Genomic DNA, 20,906 nt, shown 5'->3' on the forward strand with positions numbered 1-20,906 from the left:
ATATAATGTGTGTGTTATGAGAAGTATTATCCTTTTGTTAGGCATTTTATTGTACGTCAATTTTTCTTGGGCACAGTGTAATAATATCCCTATAGATTTAAACACTTGGACCGCTCAAGGGGGGACTTGGAATGTGTCAGGTTCTGGAACCTCTGTTTTTCAGACAGTGAATGGACCAAACGTTTATTTTTTAAGCCCTCAACCCTTTATTAATGTTATTATTTCTGGAACATTACGTACTGATGATGCAGATGATGATAATATGGGATTTGTATTTGGTGTAGAAGGTACTATAGACACCTCTCCATTTCACTATTATAGATTTGAATGGGATGAAGGTGGGAATGGGAACGGTATGTACGTCAGAGAATACGACCAAACAGGACTTGTTGCAACCCATTTATCTTTAGTAGGGAATCATTGGACTCGAGGAATGAATCATAACTTTACGCTGACCTATCAATCTAGTAAAATAATCATTACGATGGATGGAACGCAGGTTTTGGAAATGGATGGTTGCTTTAACCCTGGAAAATTTGGTTTTTTTAATCGCTCTCAAGCAAATGTTACCTACTCCAACTTTCAATATTTACCTACTCCAGATTTTCAATTTGTTTCAAATGATAGTATTTGTATTACAGAACCTGCAATAACAGATATTTTCTGTGTAAGCTCTAACACTAATCCTTATGCTGAGATTAGATGGGATTTTGGAGATGGAACCATTATCTCTAATGTTACTAATGCTTCACACAATTATGCAGCAGCTGGTACCTATAACTTAGAACTATATGTTCGAGATTTTTTTGGATGTGAAGATTCAATTACCAAACAAATTAGAATCTTTGACCCATCTTTTACTTTAGGACCTGATCAAAGTATATGCCCGGGGGCTTTTAATGCAACTTTTACTTCTAGTAATACCAACCCAGGAAATACATACCTCTGGTCTAGTGGCGAAACAACACCTAACATTACTAAAAACACAACAGCCGAATATCGTCTAACGTTAACTGATGCCAATGGATGTATCGCAAGAGACACGGTTAATTTATCTGTTGGTGTTTTACCAACTGTTTCCTACACTGCAAACTCTGAATGTATTTATGATAATGTTGTCTTTACCAATACAACTAATAGTACGCAATCTGTATTCTGGGATTTTGGAGATGGAAATACTTCCAATGCTGCTAATCCAAGTCACCAATATGCCGCTAGTGGAAACTATACTACCAAATTAGTAGCTACTTTTGGTCAAGGATGCAAAGATTCAACGACTCTAGCTATCGATATCTTTGATGCTCCCCAAGCCAACTTTACTGGAAATGATGACTGTTTTAATAATACTGCAATATTTACCAATACTTCTTCGATTAATACAGGAACAATTACAAATAACATTTGGAGCTTTGGTGATGGGGGAACTGGAAATCAATTGAACGAAAGTCATGACTATGCTACAGCAGGAAATTATACCGTAGAATTGGTAACAGTTTCTAATAATTTATGTTACGATACTGTTTCTTATTCATTTGATAGACATGCAATTCCAAACATGGCTTACAACTTCAGTAATGCCTGTCTATATGATAGCATTTTATTTACCAACAATTCTACTGTAGATATGCCTTCTGTTTTCCAATCTTATGAATGGTTTTTTGGAGATGGAAATACCTCTGCTAATAACAGCCCTTATCATAAGTATTCAAATTATGGAAACTATACAACAAAGTTAATTGGGACTACACAATTTGGGTGTCAAGACTCATTAACACAATCGATAACAATACACCCTACTCCTAGTGCTGAATTTTCCTTTGTCAACGACTGTTATAATGTTTTAGCTAATTTTACGGATCAATCTACCATAGGAAATGGCACAATTACAGATTGGAATTGGAGCTTTGGTGATGGTTTAACAGGAAATTTAGACAATGAAACTCACCTTTACAATACAGATGGAAACTTTGTGGTAGAATTAGTGGTTTCTTCTGACAATAGTTGTACAGATACTGTAACACATACCATTACTAGATTTCCATTACCAATACCAGCTTATACTGCTAACTCAGAATGTGTATATGACCAGGTACAATTTAATGATGTTTCAACCATTAATGCACCAGATAATATAACCACTTGGGAATGGTCTTTTGGACCTGGGTTAAATGCTAATCAGCAATCTCCTAATATTCTATTTCCATCTGCAGGTAGTAATCCCGTAAAATTAGTATTAACATCAAACAATGGTTGTAAAGATTCTATCTCAAGTACAATAGATATTTATGCCCAACCAAACGCAAACTTTATTACGAATGATGATTGTAATAATATACCTGCAACTTTTATCGATAATTCATCTGTAGTAGATGGTATCATTACAAATTGGGAGTGGGATTTAGATGATGGTACTTCTTCTACCAATCAAAATTTAACTCATTATTACCAAACACCTGGAACCTACACTATAGAACTGATTGTTACGAGCAGTAATTTATGTAAAGATACACTTACACAACAATTAGTTCGCCACCCCATCCCTACTGCCAGCTTTAATTTTCAAAACGAATGCCAGTATGACGCTTTAACTTTTACCAATCAAAGTTCAATTACTAATGGAAATACAATTATTGACTATAGTTGGGACTTTGGTGATGGTAGTAACCTTAACCAAAACGAACACCCTACTCACTTTTTTTCAAACTCAGGTCTTTATGAAGTTCAATTAACAATCACTTCAGATAATAACTGTATTGACGATACCACTGTATATGTAGAAGTGTATGCAGTACCACAAGTTAACTTTTTAGCTCAAGATCAGTGCATTAATGTTGGTGAAAGTAATTTTACCAATGTTAGCACTATTAATAGTGGCGGGTTTAACGAATGGAAGTGGAATTTTGGTGATGGAGCTATAGATAATGTATTGCATGCTAATCATCAATATAATAGTAGTGGGAATTATACCGTAGAATTAATTGGGATTTCCAACAATGGATGTTCAGACACCATAACCAAACCTGTCACTATTTACAATAAGCCTACAGCTAGTATGTTTATTAATAAAACTGAAGATTGTGTCCCAGTTTGCTTTTATTTTGCTGATTTATCAACTGATGATAATGGTATTAGCTTTTGGGAATGGGAATTTGAAAACCATGAGGCTAGTATTCAACAGCATCCAAGTATTTGTATAGAAGAAGCTGGAGAATATGATGTTTCATTAATCGTTACCAACATCTACAATTGTAAAGATACCATCATCGAAACGGATTTACTTAAAGCAAGACCTAATCCTATTGCAGATTTTACAATGTCCACTCAACTCACTGATATACTTAACCCTTTCCTTTCTTTTACCAACAATAGCTTTGATGCGCAAACTTGGAAATGGGATTTAGGAGATGGAACAATTGATGCAGCTAACTACGACACAGAGAATACCTACAACAATGCTGGTGTTTATCCTATTCAATTATATGTTGAGAATCAATATGGTTGTAATGACAGTTTAACTAAAGACTTAACTGTTCGATCAAAAGCATTCCACTATTTACCAAATTCATTTACTCCCAATGGAGATGGAATCAATGACGCTTTTAAAGTTCAAGAAGAAAGTTTAAATTTTGAAAGCTTAAGCGTCTATGACCGATGGGGAAAACCAGTTTTTTATAGTGAAGACATTCTTCAGGAATGGAATGGTACTACAAATGGTATAGCTTCTAAAGGAGGTACCTATGTTTGGATTTTACGTTATATTGATGAATTTGATAACAATCAAATTGAAAAAGGAAGTGTCACACTAATAAAATAATGAAAACCTATACTTTAATCCCACTCCTACTATTTTTTTTAGCTTGTAATACTACCAAGCCTACGACTTCTTCAGCTCAGCCCAAAAATATTTCAAAAGACGCTGTATTGGATCAAATTGAATGTGAAAATGCATTTACGCCTAACAATGATGGTCAAAATGATTCTTTTATACCTGTTTTAAAGAAGGGAGAGTTTGTCGAATTTAAAGTCTATTCTCGCTGGGGTAATCTAGTTTATTCAACGCTATCCCCTAGTCAGAAATGGGACGGAAAAGAAAAAGGGAAATTATGTCCAAATGGGGTTTATACCTGGAGTTTAGAATTTATAAATGAAACGAACGAACGTTTACTTGTAGGCGGGCAGGTTACTTTAATACGATAAAGCATTAAAAAATCTTTATAAATACTCTCAATATCTCATTTCAAATGATAACTTTGCAGTTTAAATAAAAAAAGAATGGAATTATATTTAGATTCAGCAGATATAGAAGAAATAAAAGAGGTCAGTAAACTAGGCTTAATTGCAGGGCTTACTACTACTCCAACTTTTATGCACAGACACGGTATCACAGATGTAGATGGTGCTATTGTAGAATTATCTAAAATTGTAGATGTTCTACAAATAGAAGCTTTAGGTTCAACAGCAGAAGAAATTGTAGCAGAAGCATACAGACAAGAAGCTTTAGGACTTGATCGTAAGAAAACTGTTTACAAAATTCCTATTTCAATGGAAGGTGCTAAAGCTTGTAAGCAATTGACTGATGATGGTTTTATGGTAAACATACACTTAGTTTATACCTTACAACAAGCTTTTATGGCGATGAACGCTGGAGCAACTTATATTTGTCCTTTAGTTGGTAGATTACAGGATCAAGGACATGATGCTTTATCTTTAGTTGCTCAATGTGTGGAGGCTGTGAATTACTATGGATATAATTCAAAAATTATGTTCTCATCAGTTAGACATTCTGAACATGTTAGAAATGCTATTAACTTAGGTGTTCATACAGTAACTGTTCCTTGGAAAGTGATGAAACAATTAACAGAAAACAATTTTACTAAGACTGGAACTGAAGAGTTTGAAGTACATACAAGATTGATGACTGTAAAAGTAAAAGAAGCAATTAACAATAATAATCCTGTTGTTACTGCTGACACAACTATTTCTGATTGTTTATTAAAAATGACAGCAGGAGGTTTTGGAGCTGTAACAGTTATTAGTGAATCAAATGAACCTATTGGTATCTTTACTGATGGAGATTTAAGAAGATTAATTGAATCTGAAGGAACTGACGGTATCAATAAGAATGTAGGGGATTTAGATTTAAATATTCCTTTAAGCATTGATTCAGATGAAATTTTATTCAAAGCGCAAGAGATCTTCACAAAGAATAAAGTTGATGGACTAGTTGTCACCGAAAACGGTAAAGTTATTGGAATGCTTGACATACAAGATTTGGTATAAATAAAAAAATGATCATGTATAGCCTCATTTGAAAATCAAATGAGGCTTTTTTTTGCTATATCAAACCAATCGACAAACTATTTGTCATTAAAAACAGTATGTTTATCATTATTTCATGAGTTTATAAACATTTTTGAAACTTAACACAATAAAATTTTGGCTTAGATTTTGATATTTCTTAGCTTTATTCACTTAAAATAAAACAAAAATGAAAAAAAGAATCATCACTCTATCACTTATAGGTCTATTCCTTGCTGGAATGACAGCTTGTAATGCATCAAAAGGTTCTTCTAAAGGGAAAGGTGGACATTGCCCAGCATACGGAAACTAATTACTATTTTAGAACAATTCTAAAAAAAAATTACTATTCATCTTCGAATAAGGTATTATCTTTGCACTTAGATTTAATAAAAAAAGTTGAACAATGGCAATAATAATTACAGACGAATGTATTAATTGTGGGGCTTGTGAGCCAGAATGCCCTAATAATGCTATTTATGAGGGGGGAGCAGAATGGAAGTTTTCTGAAGGTACATCCTTAAAAGGAAAAGTAACAGGAGCTAATAGTGGGATTACTGTTGATGCAGATGCTGAAAATGAGCCTGTAGATATGGACGTTTACTATATCGTTCCAGATAAATGTACTGAATGTAAAGGTTTCCATGACGAACCACAATGTGCAGCAGTTTGCCCTGTAGACTGTTGTGTAGACGACGAAGATATTAGAGAAACAGACGAAGAACTATTGGCTAAAAAAGATGCATTACACAATGCATAGTCACTTTTGTAACTAATTATCGAAAACACCGTACTTGATTATCAATACGGTGTTTTTTTTGGTCAAATATTTGTAATAACATCAACAATGAAAGTTAATTTAAGCATATTTTTTTTATTTTTTTTGGTATCATCATCGTATACTCAAACGTATATTGCTAACTTAAATGATGCTGAAGATTCATTGGTCGTTCTTTTAAATAAAGCTAGAGCTCAGAAAAATGAACACGATAAATTAATGGCTAATAAAGTGTTTAAGGAAAAACTAAAATATGTGTTAACCAGAAATAGTAAGTCATATAATTTTCCATTTGAGACCCTAAGTAAGCAAATGAGTACTTTAAAATCCCCCGATGGTGTTTTCCGTTTATTCAATTGGAATCTTGAACTTAACAAATACGGAGAACACAAATACTATTGTATAGTGATGAAGTACGATAAGAAAAAAGATGACTATTACATTATCGACTGTAAAGACAAGTCAAAATACGCTCGAACTCCAGAATACACTCAGTTTACTGAAAAGAAATGGTTTGGAGCATTATATTATAAGATTATTCCTGTACAAAAAGGAGCAAGAACAATTTACACGCTTTTAGGATGGGACGGTAACGATATCTCTTCCAACAAAAAATTGATCGAAACAATGAAGTTTAGTGGTAATTCTAAACTAAAATTTGGTGATCCTTTATTTAAATTTGATGATGAAAAAATTAAAAGGCGTGTAATATTTCAATACAAACAAGATACTTACATGTCAGTAAAGCATCAAAAAATAAAAAAAGAAGATCATATAATATTCGACCACCTCTCTCCTACTTCTCCTGAATTAGAGGGGATAAAAGATTGGTATGTTACAGATCTTAGCTTTGATGCTTTTGTTTGGAGAAAAGGAAAATGGAACTACATCAAAGATATAGATGCCAGAACAGGCAAAAAATTCAAGACAAAATATAATAACCCTGAAAATAACTAAGTCTACTTGTTTTCTTATGATTATCTATGTATTTTTAGCCACCTAAAAATGTTAGATAGTTATGATTAAAATTGGAATTATTAAAGAGGGAAAAACTCCACCAGATAAAAGGGTTCCTCTTTCACCAGAACAGTGCGAGCGTATCTTAAATGATTATGATGATGTAGAGATTTATGTTCAAAAAAGTAACATCAGGAAATTTTCTGATAGGGACTATGAACGTTTAGGTATTGCTGTTGTTGACGATGTAAGCCATTGTGATATATTAATGGGCGTTAAAGAAGTTCCGGTTGATGAGTTAATTCCAAATAAAAAATACCTTTTCTTCTCACATACATTTAAAGAACAGCCGTACAACAGAAAATTACTACAAGCTATTATTGATAAAAATATTCAATTAATTGATTGGGAAGTGATCACCAATTCTAAAGGGCAACGTTTGATAGCCTTTGGAAGATATGCAGGGATTGTAGGATGTTACAATGGCTTTTTAGCTTATGGACTTAAAAGTGGACTATACAATTTAAAGCCAGCTCACCAATGTGAAGACAGAGCAGAAATGGAAGATCAATTACCCAATATCAAATTACCTAATAATTTTAAAGCAGTTATTACTGGAAAAGGCCGTGTTGGAGGTGGAGCACTTGAAGTCATAGAAAAAATAGCAATCAAGGAAGTTAGCCCAACAGCATTCTTAACAGAAACCTTTAACGAACCTGTATATACTGTTTTAGATGTTGCTGATTACTATGAAAGAGATGATATGCAACCTATGAATAAACAGGAATTCTATCAAAATCCTAAGGGATACCACTCTGTTTTTCCTAAGTATGCAAAAGTAGCAAATATGTATATTGCTTGCCATTATTGGGATAGTGAATCACCATTCATCTTTACTAGAGAAGATGCCAAATCAAAAGACTTTAATATTGAAATTGTTGCTGATATTAGTTGCGACATAGATTGCGCAGTTGCCTCTACACTTGAGCCATCTACCATTGCTGAGCCGCTTTATGGCTATGACCCAGTAACCGAATCGGTTGTTGACTTTAATAAAGAAGGAGCTATAGGTGTTATGGCTGTTGATAACCTTCCTTGTGAATTACCTAAAGATGCTTCAGAAAGTTTTGGGGAAATGTTTATCGAACATGTCCTAGAGCCTTTACTAGGAAACGATCCTGAAAATATTATTGAAAGAGCTTCTGAAACTAAAAATGGAAAATTAACAACTCACTTTTCTTACTTAGAAGACTATTTAAAAGGTTAAATAAGTTTAATTTATACAAAACAAAAAGGAGCTACCAACTTTGATAGCTCCTTTTTAACTTTAATCTATAAAGCCAATTAACACAAAAACACTTACTAACGTATTAACTTAAAAGATTAAAAGCAATTATAACTAAATCAATTACTATAGCAATAATACCTGAATAAATAACCCATTTCATTGGCGCTACAGCCAACATCATAGATAGTGAAAACATAGTAGAAAAAGCTAATAAAAATAATTGAGTCGTACTGTTTATACCTCCTGTTCCAACTGCAATACCTCCCATACATCCTACAACTAATAATAAAATAGCCATAATTCCGTATCGATTAAGGTTAGCGTCAAAAAATAACTTATCTAAAAGTGCTATTCCTGTTACATCATCTTGATTATTCTCATTCATAATTCTATTGTAGTTTTTATTTTGATGTAAAATTAAACTACTCTATTCTATGTGGTTATGATTTGTATTACTATAAAAAATGATTTTAATCAGAAAATCATCCGTTGCACAAACCAATTCCAACGATCAACAAAACGCTAGCAATTATAGCTATATATTTAGCTATAGCCCTTTTTTTAAATAACAAAAAAAATAGTGCAAGTAAAAATAAAGCTGGACTCAATAATATTGATAATAAACCTATTTCTTCAGCCAAAGTTATTTTTATATATACTTCTAATAAAATCATAGCATCATACTGGAGCAAATACCCAAACTAACTATTAGATAAACAACAGCTAAAATTAACAGCACTTTTCCTGTTTTCTTTTTTTGTTTTGCAAAAAACGGAATGGAAATTAATCCCAACAGAATCGCTGGTCCAAACATTACCAAAAAGATCATTAAAAATAACCCATCCAAATTGACTTCTAAAAGTGTCATAGCTCTTTTATTTTATAAAACTTATATTATTCCAGTACACATTCCAAAACCTATTATAGCATACAATACACCAAATAACATCACTGATTTTCCTAACTTTTTTTTGTCATACGACAACAATACTCCTCCAATAAATAAAAGTAAGATAGGCACCCAAATAGGCGATGTTATTAAATAAAACTGCTCTCCATCTATCACAATGCTGTTCTTAATTGGTTTAACAATTCTACTTTATCATCTCTATACAAAAGATTCATTGTTTCGAAAGGTATAATTTTATAATCCTTATTCACAATGTGGACACAAGATTTTTTTATTGCACGTACATCAAAATTATGTGCATCAATAAACTGCATAATAATTACACGAAATAGATTATCATAGCTCAATTCGGGAGCGTCTATCTCTGGCAAACAACACATAATTGATTTTAGATTTTCACTTGCACACTCAACAGAGTTCCCTGTACTAAACAGCTCTATCATTTTACCATGCAATGCTTCATCCTGCTCATAAACGATGGTATTTTTTTTGCTATTATCTAGTAGGTCAGCAGGATTAATATACCTTGTCAACGGGAAAACTTCACCTCCTAGTTTTAATGCATATCCCATTACTAACGCGTCAGGATTACAAGGTACAGGAATTAAATCATCAGCATTAAAGATTGGAGATTGTTCTAGAATTTTTCTTCTAACTTCAGTTAGTGTAATTCGATCAGTTTGTTCATTAAAGTTTTCTAATCGACCAGCAATTTGAGTAGGTTGAAAGGTAACGCCTCTAACAGCTTTTTGTTGTAAAGCATAATCAATTATTTCTCCTATTTCGCCATCATTTAAACCATTTTGTAAGGTAACCACCAATGTTGTTGAAAGGTTTAACTCGTTTAAATGGTCAAGTGCTTGTTGATGTACTTTGACCAATTCAGCACCTCTCAATTCCTTTAATACAGTATCACTAAAAGAATCAAACTGTAAATACAACTCAAAATCTGGCATATAGCTTGCTAAACGTTGAGCAAAATCAAAATTGGTTGCAATTTTAATTCCATTGGTATTGACCATCAAATGACGAATAGGTAATGTTTTAGCATAATCTAAAATTTCAAAAAATTGAGGATGTATCGTTGGTTCTCCCCCACTAATCTGAACAACATCCGGCTCTTTTTCATTCTTGACTACCGCATCCAACATCTTTTTAACCTCCTCTAAAGTCCGATGTCTCCCATAATTTGGTGATGAGCCAGCATAACAAGTTGGACAGGTTAAATTACAGCGATCTGTTACTTCAACTATAGTTAGACAAGAGTGTTGTTCATGATCTGGACATAATCCGCAATCATAGGGACAACCAAAATCTGTTTTAGTATTAAACTGGTATGGAAACTCAGATGCTTTGTTGTAGTTTCTGATATTTTTGTAATAGGCAATATCATCTGCGATTAAGACTTTAGAGTTTCCATGTTCTTTACAGCGCTTTAACATGTATACCTTTTCATTCTCAAAAACAATTTTTGCATCCACACGCTTTAAACATTCTGGACATAAACTTTGCGTATAATCGTAATAGGTATATTTTCTAGTTGGCATTTCTAAAGACGTTAATAATAGTTTTATGGTAATAAACCACACACAAGATACATAAATATTGAATCGTACTCAATCCTAATAATAAAAACTCATTGGGTTTTAAAAACTCAATAAAGAATCGAAATAAAAAATAAGCAATCATAAACCACTGAAAAGTCAACCCATAAGCCAATTTCTGCTTTTGATTTAACTTTTTGAGCCCCCAGAAAAGAACCATTAAAAAAAAGAGTTCGTAAAGAGCTATAGGATGACGGCTTATCCCATCCCCCAAATCCATTCCCATAAAAAATGTGGTAGCTTTACCATAAGTAAACTCCTTTATTCCCATCAGAAAGCAACCTATTCTTCCTATAAATATTCCAACTATAATGGGAAAGGTAAATAAATCTCCAGAGGACTGTTGTTCCCCTATGATCTTCTTTGCTAGCTCTACCCCCAATAAACCACCAAAAAGGCCTCCCATAATGGTTTTGGTATTCATCAATTCCAACCAATTTTGATTCGCCATCAATAAAGGATTTTCTAATATCCCCACTACTCTTGAACCTATTAAGGCCCCTAAAGCAGCTCCTAAAACAATTGACAAGCGATTATTAGACGAAATGACATCTTCGGTTCTTTTTCTCAAGAAAACATAATAACGAAAAGCCACAAAAAATGCTAAATACTCTAGAATTAGATGAACGTTTAGCTGCACACCTAATATTGCCGGTTCAAAGGGAATTTCTATAGGCATTAAAACAGCTTATTTTCCATTTGTTGCATATAACTTTGTAAAATAATTGTAGCGCTTACTTCATCAATTAATTCTTTTTTCTGACGATTTTTTTTCTTTACTCCCGACATAAAGATGGCCTGTGAAGCTAGTTTAGATGTAAAACGTTCATCTATCTTATCTATTTTTTGTTGAGGAAATTTCTTGGCTAAATGTTTAATCAATTTTTCAATTTCGTGCGAACTGTCTGTTTGTTGATTTTTTAAAGATTTAGGCTCTCCTACAACAATTGTCTCTACCTCTTCTTTTTGAAGATAAGTTGTCAGAAAATCTATTAATTCACTTGAGTGAACAGTCGTTAAACCAGAAGCTATGAGTTGTAACTAATCTGTTACAGCAATTCCCACTCTTTTGGTTCCGTAATCTATCGCTAATATTCTAGGCATCAAAAAACTATTTTTTTTATCGGCTCATTAAACTTCTCTGAACGAATAATTGTTCTTGTAGTAATCGTCTCCTCTCTTCTTATCAGATAATTCTCAACCTCTTCTATGGTGGAAATACTTACTTCTTCTCTATTGAGAAATCCATACCCTTTGTAGGTTCCTTTCTCTACCAAAACAAAAGATTGTTCTCCAGCAGCTCTACCTTTTCCAGCCAATAAAAAAGAACTTGAAGCATTATCATACTCATCTAAAAACTTTTGAATATTTTCTTGATGTTCTTCTTGTTCTATGACTAAAGAATCGAACTCTGGCATACCACATAATTGAGGTTTTAATTCAAACTCCTCTATTTTTTTGATTAGCCAATTTCTAGTATCAGATAAACTCGGAAATGTTTTTAAGGGTTTCACTTGATTCCCTATTTTCGTAATTCCTAATTGAGCGATTCCTTTTTGATTTTCATACAGAAAAACACCAAATTTATTGACTTTACTTTTTTGAGAACGATTATATATAGGCCAGTAATGTTTAATCTCTGCATCCTCTAGTAAAGAAGCAATGAGTTCTGTACCAGTTAACTCCGTTGAAACATGATAAACCTCTTTATAAAATGAAAGTTTTTGTGCGGTTGCTTTTCCGGTAAAATGCGTCGTAACACGCTTTTTGATATTCTTTGCTTTTCCTATGTAAATAATTTCCTTTCGACTGTTATAGAAATAGTATATTCCCGTTTCCTGAGGCAATTTATTAAATATTCTTTCTGGTAAATTGGCTGGTAAATTCGGTTGTTTTGATACCGTTTTTAATGTCGCTAAAATGTCTCCCTCCCCTTTTTCTATTAACAAATGAAAGAGCTCAGTTGTAGCCATGGTATCAGACATAGCACGGTGTTTACTCTCATGCTTTATCCCTAACGTTTTCGTGAGCTTGCCCAAACTATAAGATGGTAGTCCAGGTAGTATTTTTCGTCCTAAACGAACTGTACATAACCGGGGTTGACCAATGGAATATCCCGCTAATTCTAATTCATACTTGACATATTTATAATCAAAATTAACATTATGTGCCACAAAGATTTTGCCCTCTAATAGCTCGGCAATCTCTTTTGCTACCTCTGCAAATTGAGGAGCGTTTTCTACCATTTCATTAGAAATTCCGGTCAAATTTTGAATAAAAGGAGGGATATAAGCATTAGGATTTACAAGCGTTTCATAGGTTTCTATTATTTGCTGACCATCTGTTACTACAATGGCTATTTCTGTAATTCCCCCAGTAGAAGAAAAACTCCCTGTAGTTTCAATATCGACTATTGCATATAAATTACTCATACTTATCGATGCTAAGGTAATGATTTTAGGTTTTTTAACAGCATATATCTGTAGAGATTTATATCTTTAAAAGATAAAGTCTATTTTTGCCTGACAAAAAGTAATTGGATGAGAAAATTTCAAAAAATAATCACAGTACTTGCACTAAGTATCTTAACCCTATTAATTATTGGTGGGCTATTTTTTATTACCCAATCCAAAAAGAATACACCCCTTAATATTGTTCCCTATAATGCTAGCAATGTTGCTTTTATTAAACCTGAAAAAATTGCTAAGGATTTTTACACTTTATTAAAAAGAAATCCAACACTTTTAGATTCTGCTACTAATTCGAAAGTAGACCTTAAAGAAATAGAAGATAATATGGGAGGTAACGGACTTAACCCGTTAGTTGATGGAGTGATTTATACCTTTACCGACAGTATTGACCATGCTAATTATATTGGAATTATCTGTGAGGTTATTAATGAAGAAAAATTTATCAAATCATTGACTAAAACACCTGAAACGATACAACGCAATGTCTTTCAAAATGGAGAAATTATCACCTTAGCTCAAGAAAATATAATTCTATTAAGGCATCAAAAACAAGCTGTTATTCTTCAAAATACAACGCCTCAAGGAACTACCCAAATAGCAATTGCAGAACACCAATTTGAAACCATTTTTTCTCAAACTCCTCAGTTTTTGAGTCAAGTTGATGCTAGCTATTCTGACTTTATTGAGCAAGAAAATCACTTAGGTATTTGGTCTAGTAAAGAGAATCCATTGCTTAAAGAATATTTTGATTTGTTTAAATTCACTCAAAACTTTGGAAGTAAAACCTTTAGTTTAAATTCAAACAAAGAAACTATTGATTTACAGATAGTTACCAAAATTAAAAGCGCAAATATTCTCACTTCTAAAAACCAAAAAGCCATTGCTCTAAATACCAACGAGCTGATTAAATTTAGTCTTTCTACTACTCCCTTTTATTTAAAAGATATCTTTCAAAAGTCACTTCAAGAAGAGCAACATTATATCCTAGATTTTTGTGAGGGAGCTTTTTGTTCAGGTATTATTGGTTATAGAACGTCGCCGGTATACACGACTAAAATGGATCAAAAAATAGACCCCGAAACGTTTTCAACAGTTCTAGCTATTGATACTGTTGAAGCAAGCCCATTATTTAATATTCCTGAAGTAATGCATGCTTTAAAAATTTCAAATCCTAATGCCTTATTTGACACATTAAACCAAGATAGTTTAATTAAAAACCATGCTGGATACTGGACAATTCCCCATCCTTATTTTGTCGAAGAACTACTCTATTTAGCAATAAAAGATGATGTACTTTATATCGGAACCAATAAAAACTTTGAGGCATTAACTCCAGAATTTACGACTTTTAGTTTGGTTGCTGATCTTCCTAAGACCATCAAAAGTTACCCACCCAAAAATGCTATTCAAAAAATAGGGTTATCTGTTATACCAGATTTTAAAGTTACAACAATCGCTATTGAATATGATAAAATTGAGGAAAATAACCTCTACTTAAAAGGGGCTATGCACACTTCTGATCCCTCTCAACACGCTCTACTTATACTCGCAGGTGAAGTCCTTAATCTACGTGGAATACTAAAAGGATTTATCTAATTTAACTATGAAAATATACTTTAGCAAGTTAAAGCGTGGGACTTCCACCTTTTGGTACGCAGTGGATCTTTTAATGATCATTCTTATCCTTGTGAACTTATTTTGGATGGGATTTGATTTAGCCTTTACTACGAAGTTTTTTAGAGGTCTAGTCTATAGTGTTAGTGAGGATTTTCACAACTTTTATTACAATATTGTACATCCAGATTTTTTATTTTACGATTTATTCTTTGTGGCCATTTTTTTATCAGAATTTGTACTAAGATGGGGGTATTCAATTTACCATAAAAAGTTTGAAAAGTGGTACATCTTTCCTTTTTATTTCTGGTACGATTTAATTGGTTGTATTCCGCTACAAGCATTCCGTTTTTTACGTTTAATTCGGATTGCTTCATTGATTATTCGCTTACAGAAAAAAGGCGTTATAGACGTACGAGAGACATGGTGGTATCAAGCCGCAATGAAATACTATTATATTTTTGTAGAGGAGGTTTCAGATCGCGTTACGGTCAATGTTATCTCAGGTGCTCAAGACGAAATTAAAGCAGGAAATCCAATTGTTGAACAAATCATTAAGGAAGTTATTTACCCTAAAAAAGATATTATAGCGCATTGGGCTGCTGAACGCGTCCGATATGCCTCTGCTCAAGTGTACGTTGATAAACGAGATGACATTAGAGCCTATGTAGCACTTGCAGTAAAAGAAGCTGTTGCCAATAATAAGGAAATAGCTGATTTAGAAAAAATACCTGTACTGGGTAAACAAATAGCCAAAACATTAGAAAGCTCTATTAGTGATATTACTTCCAATGTTATTGAAAAAACATTAATTGATATGGCTCAGGAAGATTCTACAGCTCTATTAAATGAAGTTATTGAAGTTTCGCTAAGAACTATTTTACATCCATCTGAAGAAGCTAGATTTGAAGAAGCTGTTACTGAAATGACTGTTGAGTCTCTTGAGTTGGTTAAAGATCAAGTGAAAATTAAACGTTGGAAAAATAAAGATTAGAACATGCGATGGGATTATAAACTAGTCTATTATTTATTGCTAACCTACTTTATGTATGGTTTATTCAATTGGTTTTCTTTAGGCGATTTTGTCGTACCACTTCCAATCTCTTTTGTATTTGCCGCAATTATTCCGTTAGTTTTTATCTTTACCACTAAGCCGAGTTATCATAGTCTTCTATACTTAACCATACCACTATTACTTTTTAAAGATTTAGTGATTTACGACAATGAGGCCATTGGAATAGGATTTATTATTACGAGTGTAATAGCTTTAACGAGTCTTGGTATAATTATACTAAAACAGTACTATCAACAAACTCTTATACGTTTTAATGGTTTATTATTGATCTCTACTCCTATCCTATTAATTGGAAACAATAAGCTTTCAATACTTTTGATTGCTTTAACTACATTTACCACATACAGAACCCTACAAGCTGAACAGGTACAACAAGTCTCACTTGAGCGTTCATTACTAATCACCCTATTCATTCATTCCTTATTCCTATTGAACGAAACTTCTAATTGGTTGGTAAGATTATAGTTAAAACCACTAAAATATGGCTATATTATTAAGCTTCACCAACTAAAGCCAATAACTCTTGTTCACTTAACATCTTAATCCCTAATTTTTCAGCTTTAGCCAACTTACTTGGTCCCATTTTATCACCACGTATCAAATAATCTGTTTTACTTGAAATAGAAGAAGCGTTTTTACCTCCATGTGACTCAATTAATTTCTTTAGATCATTTCTACTCATCTCAAAAACACCAGAAACCACAATAGACTTTCCTTCTAATACCGCAGATTGTTGTTGATGCTCAGTCTCATCTAACTCAAATTGTAATCCAGCTTTCCTTAAGCGACTTACAATACTCACATTCATTTCATCTTCGAAAAAAGACTTTACGCTTTCTGCTATTCTTCCTCCAATTTCATCAACAGCTACTAACTCTTCTTCTGATGCAGCTATTAAAGCATCAATATTTCTAAAATGTTTGGCTAGTTTTTTTGCTACTGTTTCCCCTACATATCGAATTCCTAACGCAAATAACACTTTTTCAAAAGGAACTTTTTTAGAGTCTTCAAGTCCTTTCAACAAGTTGTTCACAGACTTCTCTGCCATACGTTCTAAAGGCTCTACCTGTTCAAACGTTAAATCATATAAATCTGCACTATTTTTTATTAATCCAGCCTCAAATAGCTGAACTACCGTTTCCACTCCTAACCCATCAATGTTCATCATTTTACGTCCAATAAAATGTTCTATTTTTCCAGTAATTTGAGGTTTACAATTAGAAGAATTTGGACAATAATGCTGTGCTTCACCCTCTACTCGAACTAACTCTGATCCACATTCAGGACAATGGGTAATATAAACCGTTGGCGCAGAATCTACTGGCCGTTTAGAAAGCTCAACTGCGATAATTTTAGGGATAATTTCTCCTCCTTTTTCCACATAAACAGTATCCTTTTCTCTTACATCCAATTTTTCAATTTGATCGGCGTTATGTAGACTCGCTCGTTTAACTGTAGTTCCAGCTAGCTGTACAGGTTCTAAGTTAGCAACAGGCGTTATTGCTCCAGTACGTCCTACTTGATAGGTTATTTCATTTAATACTGTTGAAACGCGTTCTGCCTTAAATTTGTATGCAATGGCCCAACGCGGAGATTTAGAAGTAAACCCCAGTTCTTGTTGCTTATGGTGGTTATTGACTTTAATAACAATTCCATCAATTTCAAAAGGTAATTCCGATCGTTTTTCATCCCAATAGTTGATAAATTTCATGATCCCATCAATTGAATTAACCTTTTTGATATAATTATGAGCTAAAGAAGGGGTTTTAAAGCCCCATTCTTTGACAGAATTAACAGCCTCAAAATGTCCATCAAAGGGATTAGCTTCCGCATAAAATTGATACAATTGACAATCTAGCCCTCTTGATGCTACAACAGAAGAATCTTGCATTTTAATTGTTCCTGAAGCTGTATTTCTTGGATTAGCAAATATAGGTTCCCCAGCAGCTTCACGCTCTTTATTCAATCGGTTAAATGCAGCCAATGGAAAAACAATTTCTCCACGGATATCAAAACTATCCGGATAATCTCCTTCTAATTTCAAAGGAATTGAACGGATAGTTCGAACATTGGCCGTTACATCTTCTCCTTCAATACCATCTCCACGTGTTAAAGCTCTAACTAACTCTCCATTTTCATAAGTAATGCTTATCGCTACCCCATCATATTTCAGCTCGCATACATATTCTATTTCTCCTCCGATTAACTTCTGAACCCTTTCCTCAAACTCTTGAATCTCTTCTTTTGAGTAACTGTTCGCTAAAGAAAGCATTGGAAAACGATGCGCTACCGTTTCAAAATTTTTGGTAATATCTCCTCCTACACGTTTTGTAGGCGAATTAGGTGATGCAAACTCAGGATGTTTTTCTTCTAATTCTTGCAACTCCTTCAACAATAAATCAAAATCATAATCAGAAATTACGGATTCATTTAACACATAGTAATTATAATTATGTTGATTCAGTTCTTGGGTTAAAAATGCTATTCTTTCTTGTAGTTCCATTAATCCTTTTTATTTAGGTCGAAGATGCCCTCTTTTTTCTTGTCGTTCTTTTTATCAAATAAGTTCTTGCGCCATTTGTAAAACACTCCAGCCTTTTTACAAGGTCTACCTAATTTTAATTTAATCATAAAATAAGGAGCATTAAAATTTTCATGCACCAAGTCATTGCGATGAAAAAAATGACGATATCCTACTCCTCCACCCAACCAAACGAATGGAACTGTTTTAAATAAAAAAACACCTCCTACATCTATTACGGGAGCAAAGTCATTAAAATAAGTTTTTGTTTTTGTTGTATTTAACTCCCTATATTTTACATTGATGTTCCCCCCTCCAACACTCAAGGGTAAGGAAAATAACTTTCTTTTTTCTGAAAGTAATATTGGTTCAACGAATAGGTTCACATAATTAATTTGTGCTTCTAAACTAGTACTGGCATTGGGGTAATTAAACGCATCTAACTGATAATCAAATGTAATGTTATTCGCTCGATATACTCCAAAACCTACATTTACTTTACAGCCATATTTATAGCCCACCCTTACTCCTAGTGTATTGACTTTAGTTGGATGAAAAAGTGAACTTTTTCGATCTAAAGATAACAACAACCTTGTTTTCTCTTGCGCTATTCCACTCAAGCCAATAGAAGTAATCAATAACAGTAATAAATATTTAGATTTAAAAAAACACATACACAACAAAGATAAAATTTTTAACAAATTATAACCCTTTTGATTACAATATACATACCAAATTACTGGCTATTTATTATCTTTGCTACAAACTAAAACTACAATGGAAGTAAGAGAATTAGAACCTAAAATCTTGTGGAACAATTTTGAAGATTTAAACGCTGTTCCAAGACCCTCAAAAAAGGAAGAAAGAATTATTAAATATGTGAAAGAGTTTGGTGAACAACTAAAATTAGACACTTATGTTGATCATATTGGTAATGTCATTATAAAAAAACCAGCTACACCTGGAATGGAAGATCGTAAAACGGTAATTTTACAATCTCACATTGATATGGTACACCAAAAAAATGCTGATACTGACTTTGATTTTAATACACAAGGGATTCAATCCTATATTGACAATGATTGGGTAAAAGCAAAAGGAACTACATTAGGAGCTGACAATGGAATTGGGGCTGCGGCAATGCTATCTATTCTTGCAAGTAATGACCTCGAACATCCTGCTATAGAAGCACTTTTCACCATTGATGAAGAAACTGGAATGACCGGCGCTTTCAATTTAGAAACAGGAATACTAGATGGTAAAATCATGTTAAACCTCGATACGGAAGATGATGATGAGTTTTCGATTGGATGTGCAGGGGGAATTGATACCAACACCTCATACGAATACACAACAACGGTTCCTTCAAGTGAAGCTAAAGCTTTTAAAATAAGTATTAGAGGACTAAAAGGTGGGCATTCTGGAATGGATATTCACTTAGAACGCGGGAATGCTAACAAGCTCATGAATCGCCTAATTGCTGACGCTAGTCAATATGGTTTGCAAGTAGCCGAAATTGATGGAGGAAGTTTAAGAAACGCTATTCCTAGAGAATCTTTTGCGGTAATTACTATTGAAGATGAAGCTTTTTTAACTGTTTTTAAGGAAAGAGCTGAAGGAATCAAAAATGAATTCTCTATTGCTGATCCTGATTTAGACATCACTATTGAAGCTACTGATTCTCCTGCTGAAGTAATGGCTATGGGTGATGTTGAAAAAATGACAAACTCCTTAAGAGCTGTTCATAATGGTGTTTATAGAATGAGTATGGCCATTCCAGGATTAGTTGAAACATCTTCTTCTTTGGCAAGGGTCATTGTAAAAGATGGTATTTTTAAAACTCAAAGTTTGCAACGTAGCTCTGTAGATACATCTAAAATGGATATTGCACATACAATTGGTGCAGCATTTAAAAATATGGGAGCTACAGTTGAACACAACGGATCTTACCCGGGATGGTCTCCCAATCCAGATTCTGAGATTTTAGACATCATGGTAAAAAAATACACCACTGCTTTTAATGAAGAACCTAAAGTTGCTGCTTGTCATGCTGGTTTAGAGTGCGGAATATTAGGAGAGCGTTACCCTGGTGTTGATATGATCTCTTTTGGACCAACGATCAAAAACCCACATTCACCAGATGAAAAAGTGAACATTGCTTCTGTTCAAAAATTCTGGGGATTCTTACTTGATATCTTAAAAGATATTCCTAAAAAATAACTTTTTTATACAGTTATATAACCTATCAGAAAAAGTGCATAATTGCACTTTTTCTGTTAATGGAGATAAGAGTTTAAATTGAATACATTATAAAAAATATGATTTAAACGCTAATGAAAACATTCCGAACAATAATTGCTTTTGTTTATGCTCTAATTCCTTTTGGTGTC

18 protein-coding genes and 1 pseudogene are annotated in these 20,906 nt (G+C 33.3%); 12 read left to right on the forward strand and 7 right to left on the reverse strand.

What is annotated here, in order from left to right; genetic code table 11:
• Nucleotides 1–16: 16 nt before the first annotated feature.
• From N4A35_06245 to N4A35_06275, 7 genes are all read left to right on the forward strand, one after another.
• Nucleotides 17–3,814 (forward strand): PKD domain-containing protein, encoded by a 3,798-nt coding sequence (locus N4A35_06245; protein MCT4581001.1) that lies wholly within the window; start codon nucleotides 17–19, stop codon nucleotides 3,812–3,814.
• Entirely contained in the window at nucleotides 3,814–4,197 is a 384-nt protein-coding gene (locus N4A35_06250) for a gliding motility-associated C-terminal domain-containing protein (protein ID MCT4581002.1), read from the forward strand. The genes N4A35_06245 and N4A35_06250 overlap by 1 nt, the downstream gene beginning before the upstream one ends.
• Nucleotides 4,198–4,272: 75 nt before the next feature.
• The gene (locus N4A35_06255; protein MCT4581003.1) at nucleotides 4,273–5,280 is read left to right on the forward strand and encodes a CBS domain-containing protein; all 1,008 of its coding nucleotides are present in this window, start codon (nucleotides 4,273–4,275) and stop codon (nucleotides 5,278–5,280) included.
• 208 nt (nucleotides 5,281–5,488) lie between these two features.
• Nucleotides 5,489–5,611 (forward strand): hypothetical protein, encoded by a 123-nt coding sequence (locus N4A35_06260; protein MCT4581004.1) that lies wholly within the window; start codon nucleotides 5,489–5,491, stop codon nucleotides 5,609–5,611.
• Between the two features lie 93 nt (nucleotides 5,612–5,704).
• Nucleotides 5,705–6,058 (forward strand): 4Fe-4S dicluster domain-containing protein, encoded by a 354-nt coding sequence (locus N4A35_06265; GenBank protein MCT4581005.1) that lies wholly within the window; start codon nucleotides 5,705–5,707, stop codon nucleotides 6,056–6,058.
• An 87-nt stretch (nucleotides 6,059–6,145) separates the two neighbouring features.
• Nucleotides 6,146–7,033 (forward strand): hypothetical protein, encoded by an 888-nt coding sequence (locus N4A35_06270; GenBank protein MCT4581006.1) that lies wholly within the window; start codon nucleotides 6,146–6,148, stop codon nucleotides 7,031–7,033.
• A gap of 64 nt (nucleotides 7,034–7,097) precedes the next feature.
• The gene (locus tag N4A35_06275; GenBank protein ID MCT4581007.1) at nucleotides 7,098–8,300 is read left to right on the forward strand and encodes an NAD(P)-dependent oxidoreductase; all 1,203 of its coding nucleotides are present in this window, start codon (nucleotides 7,098–7,100) and stop codon (nucleotides 8,298–8,300) included.
• A gap of 103 nt (nucleotides 8,301–8,403) precedes the next feature.
• On the opposite strand, the gene N4A35_06280 is transcribed toward N4A35_06275, so the two are convergent.
• Nucleotides 8,404–8,706 (reverse strand): hypothetical protein, encoded by a 303-nt coding sequence (locus N4A35_06280; GenBank protein ID MCT4581008.1) that lies wholly within the window; start codon nucleotides 8,704–8,706, stop codon nucleotides 8,404–8,406.
• A gap of 391 nt (nucleotides 8,707–9,097) precedes the next feature.
• Between N4A35_06280 and N4A35_06285 the strand changes: the two genes are divergently transcribed.
• On the forward strand, nucleotides 9,098–9,367 hold the full coding sequence (locus N4A35_06285) for a hypothetical protein (GenBank protein ID MCT4581009.1): 270 nt from the start codon (nucleotides 9,098–9,100) through the stop codon (nucleotides 9,365–9,367).
• 16 nt (nucleotides 9,368–9,383) lie between these two features.
• Here the strand turns inward: N4A35_06285 and N4A35_06290 are convergent, their stop codons facing one another.
• The 4 genes and pseudogenes from N4A35_06290 to N4A35_06305 form a co-directional block, all read right to left on the reverse strand.
• Nucleotides 9,384–10,778, reverse strand: a complete 1,395-nt coding sequence (locus tag N4A35_06290) for a radical SAM protein (GenBank protein MCT4581010.1) — start codon at nucleotides 10,776–10,778, stop codon at nucleotides 9,384–9,386.
• Entirely contained in the window at nucleotides 10,768–11,514 is a 747-nt protein-coding gene (locus N4A35_06295; GenBank protein MCT4581011.1) for a prolipoprotein diacylglyceryl transferase, read from the reverse strand. Before N4A35_06295 ends, N4A35_06290 begins: the two co-directional genes overlap by 11 nt.
• A pseudogene (ruvX, locus tag N4A35_06300) lies at nucleotides 11,514–11,939 on the reverse strand (Holliday junction resolvase RuvX). The gene N4A35_06295 and the pseudogene ruvX overlap by 1 nt, the downstream one beginning before the upstream one ends.
• Entirely contained in the window at nucleotides 11,939–13,267 is a 1,329-nt protein-coding gene (locus N4A35_06305) for an exonuclease domain-containing protein (protein ID MCT4581012.1), read from the reverse strand. The pseudogene ruvX and the gene N4A35_06305 overlap by 1 nt, the downstream one beginning before the upstream one ends.
• A 108-nt stretch (nucleotides 13,268–13,375) precedes the next feature.
• On the opposite strand from N4A35_06305, the gene N4A35_06310 reads away from it, so the two are divergent.
• Genes N4A35_06310 through N4A35_06320 form a run of 3 tightly spaced genes read left to right on the forward strand, consistent with a single transcriptional unit; the run spans nucleotide 13,376 to nucleotide 16,460 of the window.
• Nucleotides 13,376–14,902, forward strand: a complete 1,527-nt coding sequence (locus tag N4A35_06310) for a hypothetical protein (GenBank protein MCT4581013.1) — start codon at nucleotides 13,376–13,378, stop codon at nucleotides 14,900–14,902.
• Nucleotides 14,903–14,909: 7 nt separating this feature from the next.
• Nucleotides 14,910–15,914 (forward strand): hypothetical protein, encoded by a 1,005-nt coding sequence (locus N4A35_06315; protein ID MCT4581014.1) that lies wholly within the window; start codon nucleotides 14,910–14,912, stop codon nucleotides 15,912–15,914.
• Between the two features lie 3 nt (nucleotides 15,915–15,917).
• Nucleotides 15,918–16,460, forward strand: a complete 543-nt coding sequence (locus tag N4A35_06320) for a hypothetical protein (GenBank protein MCT4581015.1) — start codon at nucleotides 15,918–15,920, stop codon at nucleotides 16,458–16,460.
• A 28-nt stretch (nucleotides 16,461–16,488) separates the two neighbouring features.
• Here the strand turns inward: N4A35_06320 and ligA are convergent, their stop codons facing one another.
• Together ligA and N4A35_06330 are read right to left on the reverse strand one after the other, a co-directional pair.
• Nucleotides 16,489–18,498 carry an NAD-dependent DNA ligase LigA gene (gene ligA / locus N4A35_06325; GenBank protein ID MCT4581016.1) on the reverse strand — a complete coding sequence of 670 codons (2,010 nt, stop codon included), beginning with the start codon at nucleotides 18,496–18,498 and terminating at the stop codon, nucleotides 16,489–16,491.
• Entirely contained in the window at nucleotides 18,498–19,190 is a 693-nt protein-coding gene (locus N4A35_06330; GenBank protein ID MCT4581017.1) for a hypothetical protein, read from the reverse strand. Before N4A35_06330 ends, ligA begins: the two co-directional genes overlap by 1 nt.
• A gap of 103 nt (nucleotides 19,191–19,293) precedes the next feature.
• On the opposite strand from N4A35_06330, the gene N4A35_06335 reads away from it, so the two are divergent.
• On the forward strand, nucleotides 19,294–20,736 hold the full coding sequence (locus N4A35_06335) for an aminoacyl-histidine dipeptidase (protein ID MCT4581018.1): 1,443 nt from the start codon (nucleotides 19,294–19,296) through the stop codon (nucleotides 20,734–20,736).
• The last annotated feature ends 170 nt before the right edge of the window (nucleotides 20,737–20,906 follow it).

The organism is Flavobacteriales bacterium (assembly GCA_025210295.1).
Taxonomy (GTDB): Bacteria; Bacteroidota; Bacteroidia; order Flavobacteriales_D; family Parvicellaceae; genus S010-51.